At 74.9% G+C, this 18,170-nt stretch carries 14 protein-coding genes; 7 read left to right on the top strand and 7 right to left on the bottom strand.

Annotated elements, in window-relative coordinates; genetic code table 11:
* Positions 1 to 27 precede the first annotated feature (27 nt).
* Complete coding sequence (locus LPA42_RS24210; RefSeq protein ID WP_228986895.1) at positions 28 to 1,584, top strand: alpha/beta hydrolase; 1,557 nt, start codon at positions 28 to 30, stop codon at positions 1,582 to 1,584.
* A 93-nt stretch (positions 1,585 to 1,677) separates the two neighbouring features.
* Here LPA42_RS24210 and glmS read toward each other — a convergent pair whose 3' ends face one another.
* Positions 1,678 to 3,591 carry a glutamine--fructose-6-phosphate transaminase (isomerizing) gene (gene glmS / locus LPA42_RS24215; RefSeq protein WP_077938331.1) on the bottom strand — a complete coding sequence of 638 codons (1,914 nt, stop codon included), beginning with the start codon at positions 3,589 to 3,591 and terminating at the stop codon, positions 1,678 to 1,680.
* 245 nt (positions 3,592 to 3,836) lie between these two features.
* Between glmS and LPA42_RS24220 the strand changes: the two genes are divergently transcribed.
* On the top strand, positions 3,837 to 5,027 hold the full coding sequence (locus LPA42_RS24220; protein ID WP_077938330.1) for a pyridoxal phosphate-dependent aminotransferase: 1,191 nt from the start codon (positions 3,837 to 3,839) through the stop codon (positions 5,025 to 5,027).
* 122 nt (positions 5,028 to 5,149) lie between these two features.
* On the opposite strand, the gene glmM is transcribed toward LPA42_RS24220, so the two are convergent.
* The 6 genes from glmM to LPA42_RS24250 all read right to left on the bottom strand — a co-directional run bounded on the left by glmM (position 5,150) and on the right by LPA42_RS24250 (position 9,872).
* A complete protein-coding gene (glmM, locus tag LPA42_RS24225) occupies positions 5,150 to 6,505 on the bottom strand; it encodes a phosphoglucosamine mutase (RefSeq protein WP_077938329.1) in 1,356 nt (451 codons plus the stop codon).
* A gap of 115 nt (positions 6,506 to 6,620) precedes the next feature.
* Positions 6,621 to 7,085, bottom strand: a complete 465-nt coding sequence (gene rpsI, locus LPA42_RS24230) for a 30S ribosomal protein S9 (RefSeq protein ID WP_043965609.1) — start codon at positions 7,083 to 7,085, stop codon at positions 6,621 to 6,623.
* A 20-nt stretch (positions 7,086 to 7,105) separates the two neighbouring features.
* Complete coding sequence (gene rplM, locus LPA42_RS24235) at positions 7,106 to 7,549, bottom strand: 50S ribosomal protein L13 (protein WP_043965607.1); 444 nt, start codon at positions 7,547 to 7,549, stop codon at positions 7,106 to 7,108.
* Positions 7,550 to 7,759: 210 nt separating this feature from the next.
* Entirely contained in the window at positions 7,760 to 9,127 is a 1,368-nt protein-coding gene (locus LPA42_RS24240) for a NarK family nitrate/nitrite MFS transporter (RefSeq protein WP_077938328.1), read from the bottom strand.
* 204 nt (positions 9,128 to 9,331) lie between these two features.
* On the bottom strand, positions 9,332 to 9,625 hold the full coding sequence (locus LPA42_RS24245; protein ID WP_043966519.1) for a type II toxin-antitoxin system PemK/MazF family toxin: 294 nt from the start codon (positions 9,623 to 9,625) through the stop codon (positions 9,332 to 9,334).
* Positions 9,615 to 9,872: a DUF6364 family protein gene (locus tag LPA42_RS24250; RefSeq protein WP_043965603.1), complete on the bottom strand. Its 258-nt coding sequence runs from the start codon at positions 9,870 to 9,872 to the stop codon at positions 9,615 to 9,617. Before LPA42_RS24250 ends, LPA42_RS24245 begins: the two co-directional genes overlap by 11 nt.
* 459 nt (positions 9,873 to 10,331) lie before the next feature.
* Between LPA42_RS24250 and LPA42_RS24255 the strand changes: the two genes are divergently transcribed.
* The 5 genes from LPA42_RS24255 to LPA42_RS24275 are packed head-to-tail and all read left to right on the top strand — an operon-like array spanning position 10,332 to position 18,017.
* Positions 10,332 to 12,446: a molybdopterin oxidoreductase family protein gene (locus LPA42_RS24255; protein ID WP_077938327.1), complete on the top strand. Its 2,115-nt coding sequence runs from the start codon at positions 10,332 to 10,334 to the stop codon at positions 12,444 to 12,446.
* On the top strand, positions 12,443 to 13,954 hold the full coding sequence (locus LPA42_RS24260; protein WP_077938326.1) for an FAD-dependent oxidoreductase: 1,512 nt from the start codon (positions 12,443 to 12,445) through the stop codon (positions 13,952 to 13,954). Before LPA42_RS24255 ends, LPA42_RS24260 begins: the two co-directional genes overlap by 4 nt.
* Entirely contained in the window at positions 13,954 to 16,554 is a 2,601-nt protein-coding gene (gene nirB, locus LPA42_RS24265; protein WP_077938325.1) for a nitrite reductase large subunit NirB, read from the top strand. Before LPA42_RS24260 ends, nirB begins: the two co-directional genes overlap by 1 nt.
* Positions 16,551 to 16,928: a nitrite reductase small subunit NirD gene (gene nirD / locus LPA42_RS24270; RefSeq protein ID WP_077938324.1), complete on the top strand. Its 378-nt coding sequence runs from the start codon at positions 16,551 to 16,553 to the stop codon at positions 16,926 to 16,928. The genes nirB and nirD overlap by 4 nt, the downstream gene beginning before the upstream one ends.
* A complete protein-coding gene (locus tag LPA42_RS24275; RefSeq protein WP_077938323.1) occupies positions 16,929 to 18,017 on the top strand; it encodes a uroporphyrinogen-III synthase in 1,089 nt (362 codons plus the stop codon).
* Positions 18,018 to 18,170: the final 153 nt, after the last annotated feature.

Here is an 18,170-nt window from a genome sequence, read left to right on the forward strand (position 1 = left end):
GACGTCGGGGGCGACGCCTACGCCCGGCTGTGGGCGGCCGACCCGGGCCGGTGGGCGGCGGCCGGCGCGGCCTGGCGGGGGCTGACCGGGCTGGTCAACCGGCGGGCGGCCGAGCTGGACGGGGCGGCCCGGGCGCTGCGGGGCGGCTGGGCGGGCGCTGCGGCCGGGGCGGCGGGCGGGCGGATCGGCGCGCTCCGGTCCGAGCTGGCGGCCCTCGCGCCGGCGGTGATCGAGACCGACCAGGTGCTCGCCGAGCTGGCCGTGCGGTTGCAGCGGGCCAAGGCCCGGCTGACCGAGGCGGTCGCCCTCGCCGACGCCGGCGGGGTGCGGCTGGACCGGCGGGGCCGGGCGAGCGCCGACCCGGCGCGGGCGCAGCCCGGCGGGCCCGCCCCCGTGGCGCGGGTCGCCGCCGCCGTGGCAGCGGCCCTGGAACTGGCCCACGCGGCCGACCGGGAGGCCGCCGGCCGGCTCGACGAGCTGACCCGGGCGGCCGGCGCGGGCTGGGTGGCCCCGCCCCCACCCTGGCGTCCGCCGCCGGGTGCCAGTCCGGCGACCGTCCGGTCCTGGTGGGCCGGGCTCACGCCCGCGCAGCGCCGCTGGCTGGTGGCCCGGGAGCCCGAGCTGGTCGGCCGCCTCGACGGGGTGCCCGCGGCGGCCCGGGACCAGGCGAACCGGCTGCTGGTCGACCGGCGGCGGGCGGTGCTGCTGGCCGAGCGCCGCCGGCTGCTCGACCGGCTGCCGCGCGGGCCGGTGGAGCTGGCCGGGCTGGCCCGGGTGGAGGGGGCCCTGACGGGGCTGGACGCGTTGGCGGCCCGGCTGAACGGCGGCGGGCAGCCCCGGGCGTACCTGCTGGGGCTGGACACGGGCGGCGAGGGGCGGACGGTCGTGGCGCTGGGCGACCCGGACCGGGCCGACCGGGTGCTGACCTACGTGCCGGGGATGACCGCCGGCCTCGCCGACGCCACGGGTGAGCTGGGCCGGGCCGCCCGGGTGCAGGCCCGCTGCGCGGCGCTGGACCCGACGGCGTCCACCGCGGCGGTGCTCTGGCTGGACTACGACGCGCCGGACTTCCTGCACGAGGCCGTGCTGCCCCATCAGGCCCGGGACGCCGGCCCGGCGCTGCACCGGTTCCAGGAGGGGCTGCGGGCGACGCACGAGGGCCCGCCGGCCCGGCAGACGGTGCTGGGGCACAGCTACGGCTCGCTGGTCGTGGGCACCGCCGCCCGCGACCACGGGCTCGCCGCCGACGCGCTGGTCTTCGTCGGCTCGCCGGGCGTCGGCGTGGACCGGGCCGACGGGCTGCGGCTGCCCAGCGGCGAGGTCTGGGCGAGCACGGCGCCCGACGACGGGATCCGGCTGGCCCCCGCCCCCGACGAGCTGCCCCGCCGCGTCCTGCGCGGGCTCAGTCCGCTGGCGGCCGTGCTGACCGGCCGGGACGACCACGCGCTGTGGTTCGGCCACGATCCGGCCGACCCGGGCTTCGGCGGGCGCACCTTCCCCAGCGGCCGATACGGCCACACCGGCTACTGGGACCCGGCCAACCCGGCCCTGGACGGCATGGCCCGCGTCGTCCTGGGCCGGTGACCGGCCCCTCCCGCAGGCGGCGAGCCGCCGGCCCGTCGCCCTGGCGGGCAGGCCGGTGGCGCGCGACGCTCCGGGAGGGCCGGCCCCGGGCCGCTACTCGACGGTGACGGACTTGGCGAGGTTGCGGGGCTGGTCGACGTCGTGGCCCCGGGCCGCCGCGATCTCCGCCGCGAGCACCTGCAACGGCACGGTGGTCACCAGGGGCGCGAGCAGCGTCGGCGTACGCGGCACCCGGATCAGGTGGTCGGCGTAGCGGACGACCGCCTCGTCGCCCTCCTCGGCGATCACGATGGTGCGGGCCCCCCGGGCGCGTACCTCCTGGATGTTGGAGACGACCTTGTCGTGCAGCATGCCCCGGCCGACGGGCGACGGCACGATGCAGATCACCGGGGTGCCCTGGTCGATGAGCGCGATCGGGCCGTGCTTGAGCTCGCCGGCGGCGAAGCCCTCGGCGTGCATGTACGCCAGCTCCTTGAGCTTGAGCGCGCCCTCCAGGGCGACGGGGTAGCCGACGTGCCGGCCGATGAACAGCACGGTCGGCTCGGACCTGATCTCCCGGGCCAGCTCCCGCACGGGCTCGATCCGGCCCAGCAGCTCGCGCAGCTTGCCGGGCATCTGGTGGAGCTGGTCCACGACGGCGGCCACCTCGTCGGCGAACTTGATCCCGCGCACCTGGGCGAGGTGCAGGCCGATGAGATAGCAGGCGACGAGCTGGGTGAGGAACGCCTTGGTGGAGGCGACGGCGATCTCGGGCCCGCCGTGGGTGTAGAGGACGGCGTCGGACTCGCGCGGGATGGTCGAGCCGTTGGTGTTGCAGATGGCGAGCACCCGGGCCTTCTGCTCCTTGGCGTGCCGCAGCGCCATGAGCGTGTCCATGGTCTCGCCCGACTGGGAGATCACGATGATCAGCGTGGACCGGTCGAGGACGGGGTCGCGGTAGCGGAACTCGCTGGCCAGCTCCACCTCGCACGGGATCCGGGTCCAGTGCTCGATGGCATACTTCGCGACCAGACCCGAGTGGTAGGCGGTGCCGCACGCGACGATGAAGATCTTGTCGACGTCGCGCAGGTCCTGGTCGCTGAGGCGGACCTCGTCGAGCATGATCTCGCCGCTGTCGGTGAGCCGGCCGAGCAGGGTGTCGGCGACGGCCTGCGGCTGCTCCTCGATCTCCTTGAGCATGAACCAGTCGTAGCCGCCCTTCTCGGCGGCCGAGGAGTCCCAGTCGATGTGGAAGTCCTTGCCGGTGGCCGGCAGGCCGGCGAAGTCGGTGATCTCGATCGAGTCGGCGGTGATCAGGACGATCTGGTCCTGGCCCAGCTCGACCGCGTCGCGGGTGTGCTCGATGAACGCCGCGACGTCGCTGGCGAGGTAGTTCTCCCCGTCGCCCCGGCCGACCACCAGTGGCGAGTTGCGGCGGGCCCCGACCACCGCGCCGGGCACCGCCGCGTCGACGGCGAGCAGCGTGAACGCGCCTTCGAGGCGCTGGCAGACCACCCGCATCGCGGCGGCGAGCAGCTGCGGGCCGTCGGGCTCGCCGGCGGCGCGCAGGTCGGCCAGCGCGGCGGAGAGCAGGTGGGCGGCGCACTCGGTGTCGGTGTCGCTGCTGAACTGGACGCCGTCGTCCTCCAGCTCGGCGCGGAGCTTCGCGAAGTTCTCGATGATGCCGTTGTGGATCACGGCGACCCGCCCGTCCGGGGCGAGGTGCGGGTGGGCGTTGCGGTCGGTGGGGCCGCCGTGGGTGGCCCACCGGGTGTGCCCGATGCCGGTGGTGCCGTCCCCGATGCCGATCGGGCTGGCGGCGCAGGCCTCCGGGTCGGTGGCGGCCCGCTCGGCGAGCACCTTCTCGAGGTTGGCCAGCTTGCCCGCCTTCTTCTCCATCAGCAGCTCGTCGGCGCACACGACGGCCACCCCGGCCGAGTCGTAGCCCCGGTACTCCAGGCGGCGCAAGCCGTCGAGCACGATGCCGAGCGCCGGGCGCGCGCCGGCGTAACCCACGATTCCACACATGGTCCGCAGCCTAACCCAGTTTCGCTCACCACGCGTGCGCAGAAGCCGGGTAAACAAGCATCGAGCTTGAGCGAATTGGTGGGGCGGGCCGCTCCGGGGACGAATCTCCCGGCCCGCCCGGGCACCGTGCCGACGCGTGCCCGCTGGCGGCCACCCGGCCGTACCCCCTCGGCGGGCCCACCGGGCACCCTCCGCCGGCCGGCCGAGGGTGGGCGCGGTCCGGGCGAGCCCGTAGGCTGACGCGGGTGACGACGACGCCCGCCGATGTCGATCCGCTGGTGGCCCGGATGCGGCCGTTCGGGACGACCATTTTCGCCGAGATGTCCGCCCTGGCCGTCCGCACCGGCGCGGTCAACCTGGGGCAGGGCTTCCCCGACACCGACGGGCCGCCCGAGATGCTCGCCGCCGCCGCCGAGGCGCTGCGCGGCGGCCAGAACCAGTACCCGCCCGGTCCGGGCATTCCCGCGCTGCGGGCCGCCGTCGCCGCCCACCAGCGCCGGTTCTGGGGCCTGGAGTACGACCCGGACGGCGAGGTCGTGATCACCGCCGGGGCCACCGAGGCGATCGCCGCGAGCATCCTCGCCCTCTGCGAGCCGGGCGACGAGGTGGTCTGCTTCGAGCCGTACTACGACTCGTACGCGGCCTCGATCGCCCTCGCCGGCGCGGTGCGGCGGCCGGTGACGCTGCGGCCCGAGGCAGACGGCCGGTACGCCTTCGACCCGGCGGCGCTGCGCGCCGCGTTCGGGCCGCGTACGCGGCTGGTCCTGCTGAACTCCCCGCACAACCCGACGGGCAAGGTCTTCACCCGCGAGGAGCTGACCCTGGTCGCCGAGCTGTGCCGCGAGCACGGCGCGTACGCGGTGACCGACGAGGTGTACGAGCACCTGGTCTTCGCCGACGCCGCCACGCCGCACGTGCCGCTGGCCACCCTGCCCGGCATGCGCGAGCGCACCCTGCGGATCTCGTCGGCCGGCAAGACGTTCTCCTGCACGGGGTGGAAGGTGGGCTGGATCAGCGGGCCGGCGCCGCTGGTCTCGGCGGCGCTGCGGGTCAAGCAGTTCCTCACCTACGTCAACGGCGCGCCGCTGCAGCCGGCGGTGGCGGTGGCGCTGGCCCTGCCGGACGCCTACTTCGCGGAGCTCGCGGCCGGGATGCAGGCCCGCCGGGACCAGCTGGTCGCCGGGCTGACCGACGCGGGCTTCGGCGTTCTCACGCCCGAGGGGACGTACTTCGTCACGGCCGACATCGGCCCACTCGGCGGGCGGGACGGGGTCGAGTTCTGCCGGTCGCTGCCGGCGCGGTGCGGGGTGGTGGCCGTGCCGACGCAGGTGTTCTACGACGACGCCGAGGCGGGCCGGCGGCTGGTCCGGTTCGCGTTCTGCAAGCGACCGGAGGTGCTCGCGGAGGCCGTAACCCGGCTGCGCGACCTGACCTGACCCGGGCTCCCCGACCCGCCCGCACCCGAACCCGCCACCACAACGCCGGCGTTCCCGCCGGGCGGGTGTGAGAAGGGGCCCCTTCTATGCAGAAAGCGTTAACAAGGGGCCCTTCCTTACCCCTACTGGGCGGGGCTGGCGGCGCGGACCTGCTCGGCGATGCGCTCGGCGACCTCGCGGGCGGCCTGCTCGGTGGCCGCCTCGACCATCACCCGGACGAGGGGCTCGGTGCCCGAGGGGCGCAGCAGCACCCGGCCGGTCTCGCCCAGTTCCGCCTCGGCCCGCTCGACCTCGGCCCGGACGGCCGGCGCGGCGGCGCCCACCGAGCGGTCCCCGACCGGCACGTTGATCAGCACCTGGGGCAGCTTGGTCACCACGGCGGCCAGGTCGGCGAGGGTGCGGCCGGTGGCGGCCATCCGGGCCATCAGGTGCAGCCCGGTGAGCACCCCGTCGCCGGTGGTCGCGTAGGCCGGCATGACGATGTGCCCGCTCTGCTCGCCGCCGAGGGCGAGGCCGGAGCCGCGCAGCTCCTCCAGGACGTACCGGTCGCCGACCTTCGTCTCGATCAGCCGGATGCCCTGCGCGGACATGGCCAGCCGCAGACCGAGGTTGCTCATCACGGTGGCGACGAGCGTGTCGTCGGTGAGCGCGCCGGCCTCCCGCATGGCCACGGCGAGGATCGCCATCACCTGGTCGCCGTCGACCTCGACCCCGTCGGCGGTGACCGCCACGCACCGGTCGGCGTCGCCGTCGTGGGCGATGCCCAGGTGCGCCCCGTGCTCGACCACGGCCTCGCGCAGCGCGTCGATGTGGTTGGAGCCGCAGTCGTCGTTGATGTTGAGGCCGTCCGGCTCGGCGTGGATGGCGACGACCTCGGCCCCCGCCTCCCGGTACGCCACCGGCGCGACCTCGGCCGCCGCGCCGTTGGCGCAGTCGACCACGACCTTGATGCCGTCGAGGCGGTGCGGCACCGTGCCGACGAGGTGCTGCACGTAGTGGTCCGCGCCGTCGAGCAGGTCGTGCACGCGCCCCACCCCGGCGCCGGTCGGCCGGTCCCACGCGGTGACGGCGTTCGCCTCGACGGCCGCCTCGATCCGGGTCTCGATCTCGTCGGGCAGCTTGTGGCCGCCGGCCGCGAAGAGCTTGATCCCGTTGTCGGGCATGGGGTTGTGCGAGGCGGAGAGCATCACGCCCAGGTCGGCCTTGGCCTCGGCGGTGAGGAACGCCACGGCGGGGGTGGGCAGCACGCCGACGCGCACGACGTTGGCGCCCGCGCTGGTGAGGCCGGCGACCACGGCGGCCTCCAGCATCTCGCCGCTGGCCCGGGTGTCCCGGCCGACCACGGCCAGCGGCGGATGGCTGCGGTCCGTCTCGGCCAGTGTGTGGGCGGCGGCCACCGCCACCGCGAGCGCGAGCTCCGGGGTGAGATCCGCGTTCGCGCGTCCGCGTACGCCGTCCGTGCCGAACAACCGGCCCATACCCGCCAACCTCCGATGAAATGGTGCAAGAGAGAAAGCGAAACGGCCGGGCCACCTCCCGGCGAGGAGAGGTGGACCCGGCCGTTTCGTCAGAAGTACAACGTGCCGCTGTTGGTCAGCGCTTCGAGTACTGGGGAGCCTTACGGGCCTTCTTGAGGCCGTACTTCTTGCTCTCCTTGACCCGGGCGTCACGGGTCAGGAAGCCGGCCTTCTTCAGGGCCGGGCGGTCGTCGGGCTCGCTGACGATCAGCGCCCGCGCGATCGCGAGCCGCAGCGCACCGGCCTGGCCGGTGGTGCCGCCGCCCCGCAGGTTGGCGATGACGTCGAAGGCCTCGGGCTTCTCGGCGGTCACCAGCGGGTCCTTGATGAGCTGCTGGTGCACCTTGCTCGGGAAGTAGGCCTCGAGGTCGCGGCCGTTGCAGGTGATCTTGCCGCTGCCGGGGACGATGCGCACCCGGACGATGGCCTCCTTGCGGCGGCCAACGGTCTGGATCGGGCGGTCGCCGCGGGGCGCGCGGACGACGGGCGCCGGCGCCTCGGTGGCCTCGGGGGCAACCTCGGTCTCGGTGATGTCGGTCATGCTGTTTCCTTCGCCCGCGCTCACTGCGCGATCTGCTTGATCTCGAACGGCGTCGGCTGCTGCGCGCCGTGCGGGTGCTCGGCACCGGCGTAGACCTTCAGCTTCTTGATGAGCTGACGGCCGAGCTTGTTGTGCGGGAGCATCCCCTTCACGGCCAGCTCGATGGCCCGCTCGGGGCGCTTGCTGAGCAGCTCCTCGTAGCCGACCTGCTTGAGGCCGCCCGGGTAACCGGAGTGGCGGTAGGCGACCTTCTGCTGGCGCTTGTTGCCGGTCAGCGCGACCTTGCCCGCGTTCACGACGACGACGAAGTCGCCCGTGTCGACGTGCGGCGCGAAAGTCGGCTTGTGCTTGCCACGCAGCAGCGTGGCGGCGTGGGTCGCGAGGCGGCCCAGCACGACATCAGAGGCGTCGATGACGTGCCACTGACGCTCGATCTCACCCGGCTTCGGGCTGTACGTACGCACAGGTCTACCTTGTCTCGTCGTCGGTCTGGGGTCGCGCGCCGAGGTGACCAGGACAACCCGGCCGGACCAGCGCGCACGAACGACCAAGCGTACCTGATGCGGCACGCCTCTAGATGTCGTACAACAGCAGGCAACGATACCCGGGGCCGGGTCGGCAGGTCAAAACGGGGGGCCGCCCGGCGCGGCCCCCCGTTTCGATCATGACCAGGGTCACACTCCGGCGCGGGCCATCCGGGAGCCGGGCCGCACGTACGCGACCCAGGTGACCACCAGCAGCACCAGGAAGAAGCCGACGTAGAAGCGCAGCGCCGGCTGGATGCCGCCATAGGTGGACTTGGCCCAGGCGTAGCAGATCGGGACGAGGAAGCCGCCGAACGCGCCGACGGAGGAGATGATGCCCAGCGCCCCGGCCGCCTGCCGGCGCATGGACAGCATGGTCTCCGGGGAGCCGCCCAGGTCTTCCCCCTTGACCCGGAAGATCTTGGAGATCATCCGGTACGTCGACCCGTTGCCGATCCCGGTCGCCACGAACAGCAGCATGAACGCGGCGAAGAACACGCCCAGGCTGCGCTCCTGCACCGACCAGAGCGCGCCGTACGCCCCGACGGCCATCAGCACGAAGCTGCCGATGGTGACCCGGGCCCCGCCCATGCGGTCGGCCAGCCGCCCGCCCAGCGGACGGAAGAACGAGCCGATCCCGGCGCCGATGAACGCCCAGCTCAGCGCGATGTCGGGCCGGCCGAACACCGAGTTGAGCAGGGTGGGGAAGGCGGCCGAGTAGCCGATGAACGAGCCGAAGGTGCCGATGTACAGCAGCGACATGATCCAGGTGTCGGCGTGCCGCAGCGAGGACAGGACCGGCTTCACGTCCGCCTTCGCCTCGGCCAGGTTGTCCATGAACAGGTACGCGCAGACGGCCGCGGCGACGGCGAGCGGGACGTACATCAGGCCGGCCCGGGAGAGCGCGAGCCCGCCGCCCAGCACGACCACCTGGGGCACCAGGAACTGCACGACCGCGACGCCGATGTTGCCGCCGGCGGCGTTGAGGCCCAGCGCCCAGCCCTTCTCCCGCTCCGGGTAGAAGAAGGAGATGTTGGCCATGCTGGAGGCGAAGTTGCCGCCGCCGAGGCCGGCGGTGGCGGCGATCAGCAGCAGCGGGACGTACCCGATCTCCGGGTTCTCGACCGCCCACGCCAGGCCGAGGCAGGGCAGGATCAGCAGCAGCGCGGAGACGATGGTCCAGTTACGGCCGCCGAAGATCGGCACCGCGAAGGTGTACGGCAGCCGCAGCAGCGCGCCGACCCCGCTGGGCACGGCGGTCAGCCACAGCGCCTGGCTGGTGCTGAGCTGCCAGCCGACGTCGTCGAGCCGGACGACGACGATGCTCCAGAGCAGCCAGACCGAGAAGCCGATGTGCTCGGCGAAGATCGAGTAGACGAGGTTCCGGCGGGCGATCGACCGGCCGACGGTCCGCCAGAAGCCCTGGTCCTCGGGGTCCCAGTGCCCGATCCACCGGCCCGGCCGGCGTTGCAGGTCGATCTCACCTGTGGGTTCGGTCTCGACCACCGTGCTGGTCATCCGCTGTCTCCTCCCGGCCGGGCGCTGCGTCCACGTCACCCGACGCCGAGGGGACGGGCGACGGGCGGTTCCGCCAGCAAGTTAGGAGGCCGGGATTACCGGAAGATTCGTCGCGGGAGTCGCCGACGCAACAGCCGCCGCACAGGGCGGGTCGGGACAATGGTGAGATCCCGGTCAGGGCGGGGCCAGCGGCGCGGGGTGCGGTCAGAGCTGTTGCAGGATACGCAACGCGCGGGCGACCCGCTGCATGGTGTCCGCGTCGGCCACGTCCACGCACTCGGTGAACCACTGCTTCATGGGCGAGGAGAGCCGGTCGGGCATCACCACGTGCCCGCCCATCGGCACGGCCAGCGGCGAGTCGCGCAGCAGCGCCGCTTCGACCACCTCGGCGACCATCACGATGGGCACGTCGGTGGAGTTGTAGACGTCGGAGCTGATCACCAGCCCGAGCCGCTCCCGGGCGCCGGAGATGCGCCAGACCTCTCCCCTACGCAGCACGCGGCCGCCCGCCGAAGAGCACGTCGTCGACCATCGCCACCTCGCGTGCGTCGGCGACGGCGGCGGTCTCCAGGTCGAGCCCGGCCCGGTTGACGGCGTCGGCGTGCGCCGTGAAGACCTCGCGCAGCGCCTTCTCCCGGGCGGCCTGGTCCATCCAGGCGGAGAGCGACAGCCCCTCGCGCTTGGCGAACCGGCGCGCCTCCTCGATCGTGTCGTCGGAGAACGAGAGTGTCACCTTCGCAGTCATGCCACCCACCCTACTCCCGGTATGACCACAGGTCATCCCCTTGCCCCGGGCCATCAGCACCGGCGAAAAGCTCGCGCCGTCGAGAGGTGGGTCTGGCCGGAAGGGCTTCCTGTCGCCACTAGGCAGCTGAGTCGAATACGACATCAGGGCCCACCCCGATCCACACTGCCGACGAGCCGCGACCCTCGACCCTCGACCCGATGCCCACCACCGACCGACGACCGACCGATGGACCGATGGACCGACGGCCGACGAGGATCATCCGTCGGCCGTGATGGCGTAGGTGACTCAGCTCCCTATGTGGCACGAGAAGGGGCGCCCGCTCCCCTTGATCCGGCAGCCCTGGATGATCGAACAGGAGGTCCGGCGGGTTTCTCCTGTGCGGTGTGAGGTGCTCTTGACAGGACCGAAACAAACGGGACGCTGACCCGAAACCGCCCGGCGGCACGCTTTGCCGACATGACAGACGGTGCGCGACCGGCGACTGCCCCGGGGGGCTCCCCCCGGGAGGCGGCGACGCACTGCCCGTACTGCGCCCTCCAGTGCGGCATGACGCTGCGCGAGACCGGCGGGCGGGTCGAGGTCCTTCCCCGGGACTTCCCCACCAACCGTGGCGGCCTCTGCCAGAAGGGCTGGACGGCCGCCGAGCTGCTCGACCACCCCGACCGCCTGACCACCCCGCTGGTGCGCGACGCCGGCACCGGGCAGCTGCGCCCGGCGTCCTGGGCCGAGGCGATGGAGCGGGTCGCCGGGGGCGTGCGCGCCGTCCAGGACCGGCACGGCCGCGACGCGGTCGCCGTCTTCGGCGGCGGCGGGCTGACCAACGAGAAGGCGTACGCGCTGGGCAAGTTCGCGCGGGTGGCGCTGCGGACCCGGCACGTCGACTACAACGGGCGCTGGTGCATGTCGTCGGCGGCGGCGGCCGGCAACCGCGCGTTCGGCGTCGACCGGGGGCTGCCGTTCCCGCTGGCCGACCTGGGCCGGGCGCGGACCCTGCTGATGGTGGGCGCGAACCCGGCCGAGACGATGCCGCCGCTGATGCGCCACGTCGCCGACCAGCAGGCCGCCGGCGGGACGCTGATCGTGGTGGACCCCCGGGCCACCGCCACCGCCCGGCAGGCCGACCTGCACCTGCAACCGGTGCCCGGCACCGACCTCGCGCTGGCCAACGCGCTGCTGCACATCGCGCTCACCGAGGGCTACGTCGACCGGGCGTACGTCGCCGAACGCACCACCGGCTTCGACGAGGTGCGGCGGACGGTGGCCGGCTACTGGCCGGCCGAGGTGGAGCGGCTGACCGGCGTGCCGGTGGCCGACCTGGAGGCCACCGCGCGGGCCCTGGCGACGGCGGGCGGCGCGATCATCCTCACCGCCCGGGGGGCCGAGCAGCACGCCAAGGGCGTCGACACGGTCACGGCGTTCATCAACCTGGCCCTGGCGCTGGGCCTGCCCGGCCGGCCCGGCTCCGGCTACGGCTGCCTCACCGGCCAGGGCAACGGCCAGGGCGGGCGGGAGCACGGCCAGAAGGCCGACCAGCTTCCCGGCTACCGCAGCATCACCGACCCGGCGGCCCGCGCGCACGTCGCCGGGGTGTGGGGGGTGAACGCCGACGAGCTGCCCGGGCCGGGCGTACCCGCGTACCAGCTCCTGGATTCCCTCGGCACCCCGGCGGGCCCGAAGGCGCTGCTGGTGTTCGGCTCCAACCCGGTGGTGTCCGCGCCCCGCGCGGCCCGGGTCGAGGGCCGGCTGCGCGACCTGGACCTGCTGGTCGTCGCCGACCTGGTGCGCTCCGAGACCGCCGAACTGGCCGACGTGGTGCTGCCCACCGCCCAGTGGGCCGAGGAGGACGGCACGATGACCAACCTGGAGGGCCGGGTGCTGCGCCGCCGCGCGGTGCGTACGCCCCCGCCGGGGGTGCGGACCGACCTGGCGATCATCGCCGACCTGGCCGACCGGCTCGGCGCGAAGGCGGGCTTCGGCGACGACCCGGCGGAGGTCTTCGGCGAGCTGCGCCGGGCCTCGGCCGGCGGGGTCGCCGACTACGCCGGGGTCAGCTACGACCGGATCGACGCCACCGGCGGGGTGTTCTGGCCCTGCCCGGATGCGGACGCGCCGGACACCCCGCGGCTGTTCGCCGACGCGTTCCCCACCCCCGACGGGCGGGCCCGGTTCCGCGCCGTCGACCACCGGCCGGCCGCCGAGGAGGTGTGCGCCGAGTATCCGCTGCGGCTGACCACCGGCCGGGTGCTCGCCCAGTACCAGTCCGGCGCGCAGACCCGCCGGGTTGCGGCGCTGCGCCGGGCCGCGCCGGGTGCGTTCGTCGAGCTGCACCCGGACCTGGCCGCCCGGCTCGGCGTCGGCGACGGCGAGGACGTACGCGTCACCTCGCGGCGCGGCGAGCTGCGCGCCCCGGCCCGGCTCACCCCGACGATCCGCCCCGACACGGTCTTCGCGCCGTTCCACTGGGGCGGGGCCGCGCGGGCCAATTCGGTCACCAACGACGCCGTCGACCCGGTCTCCGGGATGCCGGAGTTCAAGATCTGCGCCGTCCGGGTGGAGAGGGCTCAGCCATGACCGCCGTCGTGATCGTGGGCTACGGGATGGCCGGCGCGCGGCTCGCCGCCGAGCTGCACGCCCACCCCGGGGACCGCAAGGTCACCGTGCTCGGCGCGGAGCCGCACCGGGCGTACAACCGGATCATGCTCTCCACCCTGCTGGCCGGGAAGGTCGACGAGCCGGACGTGGAGCTGACCGAGGCCGCCGGGCACGGCGTTGACGTGCGCACCGGGGTCGCGGTGACCGCGATCGACCGGGCCGCCCGCGAGGTGCGCACCGGCGACGGCGAGCGCATCGGGTACGACCACCTCGTGCTCGCCACCGGCAGCCGGGCCGTGGTGCCGCCGCTGCCGGGGCTGGACCCCGCGCGCCTGCCGGACCGGGTGGCCGTGTTCCGCACCCTGGACGACTGCCGGCGCATCCTGGCCCTGTCCCGGGGCGCGCGCCGCGCGCTGGTGCTCGGCGGCGGCCTGCTCGGGCTGGAGGCGGCCCGGGGGCTCGCCGCCCGGGGGCTGGACGTGACGGTGGTCCACCCGAACGGGCACCTGATGGAGCGGCAGCTCGACCCGACGGCCGGCGCGGTGCTCGCCGGCACGCTCGCCGACCTCGGCGTACGCGCCCACCTCGGCGCGTCCGCGACGGGGCTCGCCGCCGACGCCGACGGCGTCCGGCTCGACCTGTCCGACGGCTCGTCGCTCGCCGCCGACCTGCTGGTGCTCTCCTGCGGGGTGCGCCCCGACACCGCCCTCGCCGCCGCGGCGGGGCTGGCGGTGCAGCGGGGCGTCGTGGTCGACGACCGGCTGCGCACCAGCGACCCGCACGTCTCGGCGATCGGCGACTGCGCCCAGCACGACGGCACGCCCAGCGGGCTGGTCGCGCCGGCCTGGGCGCAGGCCCGGGTGGTGGCGCAGCTGCTCAGCGGCGCGGACGCGCACGCGGCGTACCGGCCCCGGCCGGCGGTGACCCGGCTCAAGGCGGCCGGGATCGACCTCGCCGCGATGGGCGACACCGCCGCCGGGGGCGACCGGGCCGGTGACGGACCGGTGGAGGAGCTGACCTTCGCCGACCCGGCCCGGGGCACGTACGCCCGGCTGCGCATCCGCGACGAGCGGCTGACCGGGGCGATCCTGCTCGGCGACAACCCGGCCGTCGGCACGGTGGTGCAGCTGTTCGACCGGGGCGCGCCGGTGCCGTCCGACCGGCGGGCGCTGCTGCTGGGCCGGGCGCTCGGCGGCGCGCCGACCGCCCCGGCCGCGTCACCGGCGCTGATGCCGGACGCGGCCACCGTGTGCCAGTGCAACGACGTCAGCAAGGGCGCGCTGGTGGCCTGCTGGCGGGCCGGGGCCCGGACGGTCGCGGCGATGTCGGCGGCGACCCGGGCCGGCACCGGCTGCGGCGGGTGCCGCGACGCCCTCGCCGGCATCGTCGGCTGGCTCGCCGAGGTCGACCCGGCGGCCGACGAACCGGCGGACCCGACCGACGACGACAGCCCGAGGGCGCGACACGACCGCGTGGAGGTGGCGTGATGAACGGCGACACGACAGGGCCGGGCACCGCCGGAGGCGACGCCGCCACCGGCGGCAGGGTGGTCGTCATCGGCAACGGCATGGTGGGGCAGCGGTTCACCGAGGCGCTGCGCGCCCGGGACACCGACCGCCGCTGGCAGGTCACGGTGCTCGCCGAGGAGCGCCGGCCCGCGTACGACCGGGTGCGGCTGTCGGCGTTCTTCGACGGGGTGTCCGCCGAGGAGCTGAACCTGCACACCCCCGACGACGGGGTGGAGCTGCGCCTCGGCGAGCCGGCCACCGCCATCGACCGCGAGCGGCGGGTGGTGGTCACGGCGACCGGCGAGCATCCGTACGACGCGGTGGTGCTGGCCACCGGCTCGTACCCGTTCGTGCCGCCGGTGGCGGGCCGGGACCTGCCCGGGGTGTTCGTCTACCGCACGCTCGACGACCTGGAGGCGATCCGGGAGCACGCCCGGGGCCGGCGCGTCGGCGCGGTGATCGGCGGCGGCCTGCTCGGCCTGGAGGCGGCGAACGCGCTGCGCCTGCTCGGCCTGGCCACCCACGTGATCGAGTTCGCGCCCCGGCTGATGCCGGTGCAGGTCGACGAGGCCGGCGGGGCGATGCTGCGCCGCTACGTCGAGGAGCTGGGGGTCACCACCCACCTCGGGGTGGCGACCACCGCGCTGCGGCCCGGCGCGGACGGCGCGGTGACCGCGCTGGAGCTGTCCGACGGCCGCACGGTCGACGCCGAACTGGTGGTGGTGGCGGCCGGCATCCGGCCCCGCGACGACCTGGCCCGCGCGGCCGGCCTGGAGCTGGGCCCGCGCGGCGGGGTGCTGGTCGACGCGACGTGCCGCACCGGCGACGAGCGGATCTGGGCGGTCGGCGAGTGCGCCGCCGTCGACGGGGTCTGCCACGGCCTGGTCGCCCCCGGGTACGCCACGGCGGAGGTGGTGGCCGACCGGCTGCTGGGCGGCGCGGCGACGTTCCCCGGCGCGGACACCGCGACGAAGCTGAAGCTGCTCGGGGTGGACGTGGCGTCGTTCGGCGACGCCCACGGCACCACCGAGGGCAGCCTGGACGTGACGTTCACCGACCCGGCGACCCGGTCGTACGCGAAGCTGGTCCTCTCCGACGACGCGAAGACGCTGCTCGGCGGCGTGCTGGTCGGGGACGCGAGCGCCTACCCGACGCTGCGGGCCAGCGTCGGCGGGCCGCTGCCGGCCGCGCCGCTGGCGCTGCTGGCCCCGGCCGGCGGGGCGGCGGCCGGGGCCGGGGCGCTGCCCGGCAGCGCGCAGGTCTGCTCGTGCAACGCGGTGACCCGCGACGACATCGACGCGGCGATCGCCGGCGGCTGCGCGGACGTGCCGGCGCTGAAGGCGTGCACCCGGGCCGGCACGAGCTGCGGGTCGTGCGTGCCGATGCTCAAGCAGCTGCTCGACGCGGCGGGGGTGAAGCAGTCCACCGCGCTGTGCGAGCACTTCGACCTGAGCCGGCAGGAGCTGTTCGACGTGGTGCGGGTGCGCGGCATCCGCACCTTCTCACGACTCATCGCCGAGCACGGGCGGGGCCGGGGCTGCGACATCTGCAAGCCGGTGGTCGCCTCGATCCTCGCGTCGCTGGGCACCGGGCACGTGCTCGACGGCGAGCGGGCGTCGTTGCAGGACACCAACGACGCGTACCTGGCGAACCTGCAACGCGACGGCAGCTACTCGGTGGTGCCCCGGATCCCCGGCGGCGAGATCACCCCGGAGAAGCTGATCGTGATCGGTCAGGTGGCGCAGGAGTTCAAGCTCTACACGAAGATCACCGGAGGGCAGCGCATCGACCTGTTCGGGGCGCGGGTCGACCAGCTCCCGCAGATCTGGCGGCGGCTGGTGGACGCGGGCTTCGAGTCGGGCCACGCGTACGGCAAGGCGCTGCGCACGGTGAAGTCGTGCGTCGGCGAGACCTGGTGCCGGTACGGGGTGCAGGACTCCGTCGGCCTGGCCGTGGCCCTGGAGCTGCGCTACCGGGGGCTGCGCGCCCCGCACAAGCTCAAGTCGGCGGTGTCGGGCTGCGCCCGGGAGTGCGCCGAGGCCCGCAGCAAGGACTTCGGCATCATCGCCACCGACACCGGCTGGAACCTCTACGTCGGCGGCAACGGCGGCTTCCGGCCCCGGCACGCCGACCTGTTCGCCACCGACCTGTCCACGGCGGAGCTGATCCCGCTGATCGACCGGTTCCTCATGTACTACATCCGCACGGCGGACCGGTTGCAGCGCACCGCCGCCTGGATCGAGGCGATGGAGGGCGGGCTCGACCACCTGCGCGCCGTCATCGTGGACGACTCGCTGGGCCTCTGCGCCGAGCTGGAGGCGGAGATGGCCCGGCACGTGGCGGGGTACTCGGACGAGTGGCGCGACGTGCTCGACGACCCGGAGCGGCTGCGCCGCTTCTCGTCGTTCGTCAACGCGCCCGACGTGCCGGACCCGTCGATCACCTTCGCCGTCGAACGCGGCCAGCCCGTGCCCGCCGGCCGGGCCCGGCCGGTCGCGGCGGCAGCGGCACCCGACGGCGAGGCGCCCGCCCGCCGCCGGCAACCGGTCACCCTCGGCCTCCCGGAGGTACGGCGATGAGCATCGCGACGGACACGTACACGCGCCGCCCGGCGGCGGACACGCAGGGCTGGAGCCCGGTCTGCCCGCTGGAGAAGCTGGAGCCGGAGCGGGGTGTGGCGGCCCTGGTCGACGGGGCGCAGGTCGCCCTGTTCCGCGCCGGCGACGAGCTGTTCGCCCTGGACAACCTCGACCCGGTCGGCGGCGCGTACGTGCTGTCGCGGGGCATCGTGGGCAGCCGGGGCGGCACGCCGACGGTCGCCTCCCCGCTGCACAAGCAGGTGTACGACCTGCGCACCGGCGCCTGCCTGGACCTGCCCGGCGTGGCGGTGCCCCGGCACGACGTGCGCTGCCGGGACGGCCTGGTCGAGGTGCGGTTGAGACGGGAGGGGTGAATGGCCGACGAGCTGGCCGGCTTCACCATCGGGGTCACCGCTGACCGCCGGCGCGACGAGCTGGCCGCCCTGCTGCAACGGCGCGGCGCGCGGGTGGTCATCGCGCCGGCCCTGCGGATCGTGCCGCTGACCGACGACACGGACCTGCGCGAGGCGACCCGGGAGTGCCTGGCCCGCCCGCCGGACGTGCTCATGGCCAACACCGGCATCGGGATGCGCGGCTGGCTGGAGGCGGCCGAGGGCTGGGGGCTGGCGGAGCCGCTGCGCGGCGTGCTGTCGCAGGCGTACGTGGTGGCCCGGGGTCCCAAGGCGCGGGGGGCGATCCGCGCCGCCGGCCTGCACGACCAGTGGTCGCCGGACTCGGAGAGCTGCGAGGAGGTCGTCGAGCACCTGGTGCGGCGCGGGGTGGCCGGGCAGGTGATCGCCATGCAGTTGCACGGCGACCGGCAGCCCGAGTGCACGAGCGCGCTGGAGGACGCCGGGGCGACCGTGATCGAGGTCCCGGTGTACCGGTGGGCCCCGCCGACCGATCCCGCGCCGCTGCACCGGCTCATCGACCTGGTCGCGGGCCGGCTGGTGGACGCGGTCACGTTCACCTCCGCCCCGGCGGCCGAGGCGCTGCTGCGCGCCGCCGGGGACCGCACCGAAACGGTGCTGGAGGCGCTGCGCGGCGACGTGCTGGCCAGTTGCGTGGGCGCGGTCACCGCCGAGCCGCTGGTGCGGCGGGGGGTGCCGGTGAGCGCGCCGAGCCGGGCCCGGCTGGGCGCGCTGGTCCGGACCATCGTGGACGAGCTGCCCCGGCGTACGGTCAGCATCAAGGCCGCCGGGCACCTGCTGACCCTGCGCGGGCACGCGGCCGTGGTCGACGGGGAGCTGCGCCCCCTGGCCCCGGCGCCGATGGCGGTGCTGCGGGCGCTGGCCACCTCACCGGGTCGGGTGCTGTCCCGCACCGCCCTGCTGCGGACGCTGCCGCGCGGCGCGGACGAGCACGCGGTGGAGATGGCGGTGGCCCGGCTGCGGGCCGGGCTGAAGGCCCCCCGGGTGGTGCAGACGGTGGTGAAGCGCGGCTACCGCCTCCGGGTCGACTGACCGGCCTGCGCTGGGGCCGGCTGGCCGGTGGGGCTGCCGGCGGCGAGGTGCGCCGACCGGGCCGGGAACGGTGGCTGCCTCCGGGACACGACACGCCGACGCGAGTGCACCGCAGCCGGCCATCGATCGTGTCTCCCGCAGCACCCCCGGCGG

The organism is Micromonospora sp. DH13, from assembly GCF_020873825.1.
GTDB lineage: Bacteria > Actinomycetota > Actinomycetes > Mycobacteriales > Micromonosporaceae > Micromonospora > Micromonospora haikouensis.

Bases quoted from the DNA above. Each gene is read 5' to 3' on its own strand.
- nirD (WP_077938324.1), top strand. From the start codon at position 16,551: ATGAGCATCGCGACGGACACGTACACGCGCCGCCCGGCGGCGGACACG.
- LPA42_RS24255 (WP_077938327.1), top strand. From the start codon at position 10,332: ATGACAGACGGTGCGCGACCGGCGACTGCCCCGGGGGGCTCCCCCCGG.
- LPA42_RS24275 (WP_077938323.1), top strand. From the start codon at position 16,929: ATGGCCGACGAGCTGGCCGGCTTCACCATCGGGGTCACCGCTGACCGC.
- nirB (WP_077938325.1), top strand. From the start codon at position 13,954: ATGAACGGCGACACGACAGGGCCGGGCACCGCCGGAGGCGACGCCGCC.
- LPA42_RS24260 (WP_077938326.1), top strand. From the start codon at position 12,443: ATGACCGCCGTCGTGATCGTGGGCTACGGGATGGCCGGCGCGCGGCTC.
- LPA42_RS24250 (WP_043965603.1), bottom strand. From the start codon at position 9,872: ATGACTGCGAAGGTGACACTCTCGTTCTCCGACGACACGATCGAGGAG.
- glmM (WP_077938329.1), bottom strand. From the start codon at position 6,505: ATGGGCCGGTTGTTCGGCACGGACGGCGTACGCGGACGCGCGAACGCG.
- rpsI (WP_043965609.1), bottom strand. From the start codon at position 7,085: ATGACCGACATCACCGAGACCGAGGTTGCCCCCGAGGCCACCGAGGCG.
- LPA42_RS24240 (WP_077938328.1), bottom strand. From the start codon at position 9,127: ATGACCAGCACGGTGGTCGAGACCGAACCCACAGGTGAGATCGACCTG.
- glmS (WP_077938331.1), bottom strand. From the start codon at position 3,591: ATGTGTGGAATCGTGGGTTACGCCGGCGCGCGCCCGGCGCTCGGCATC.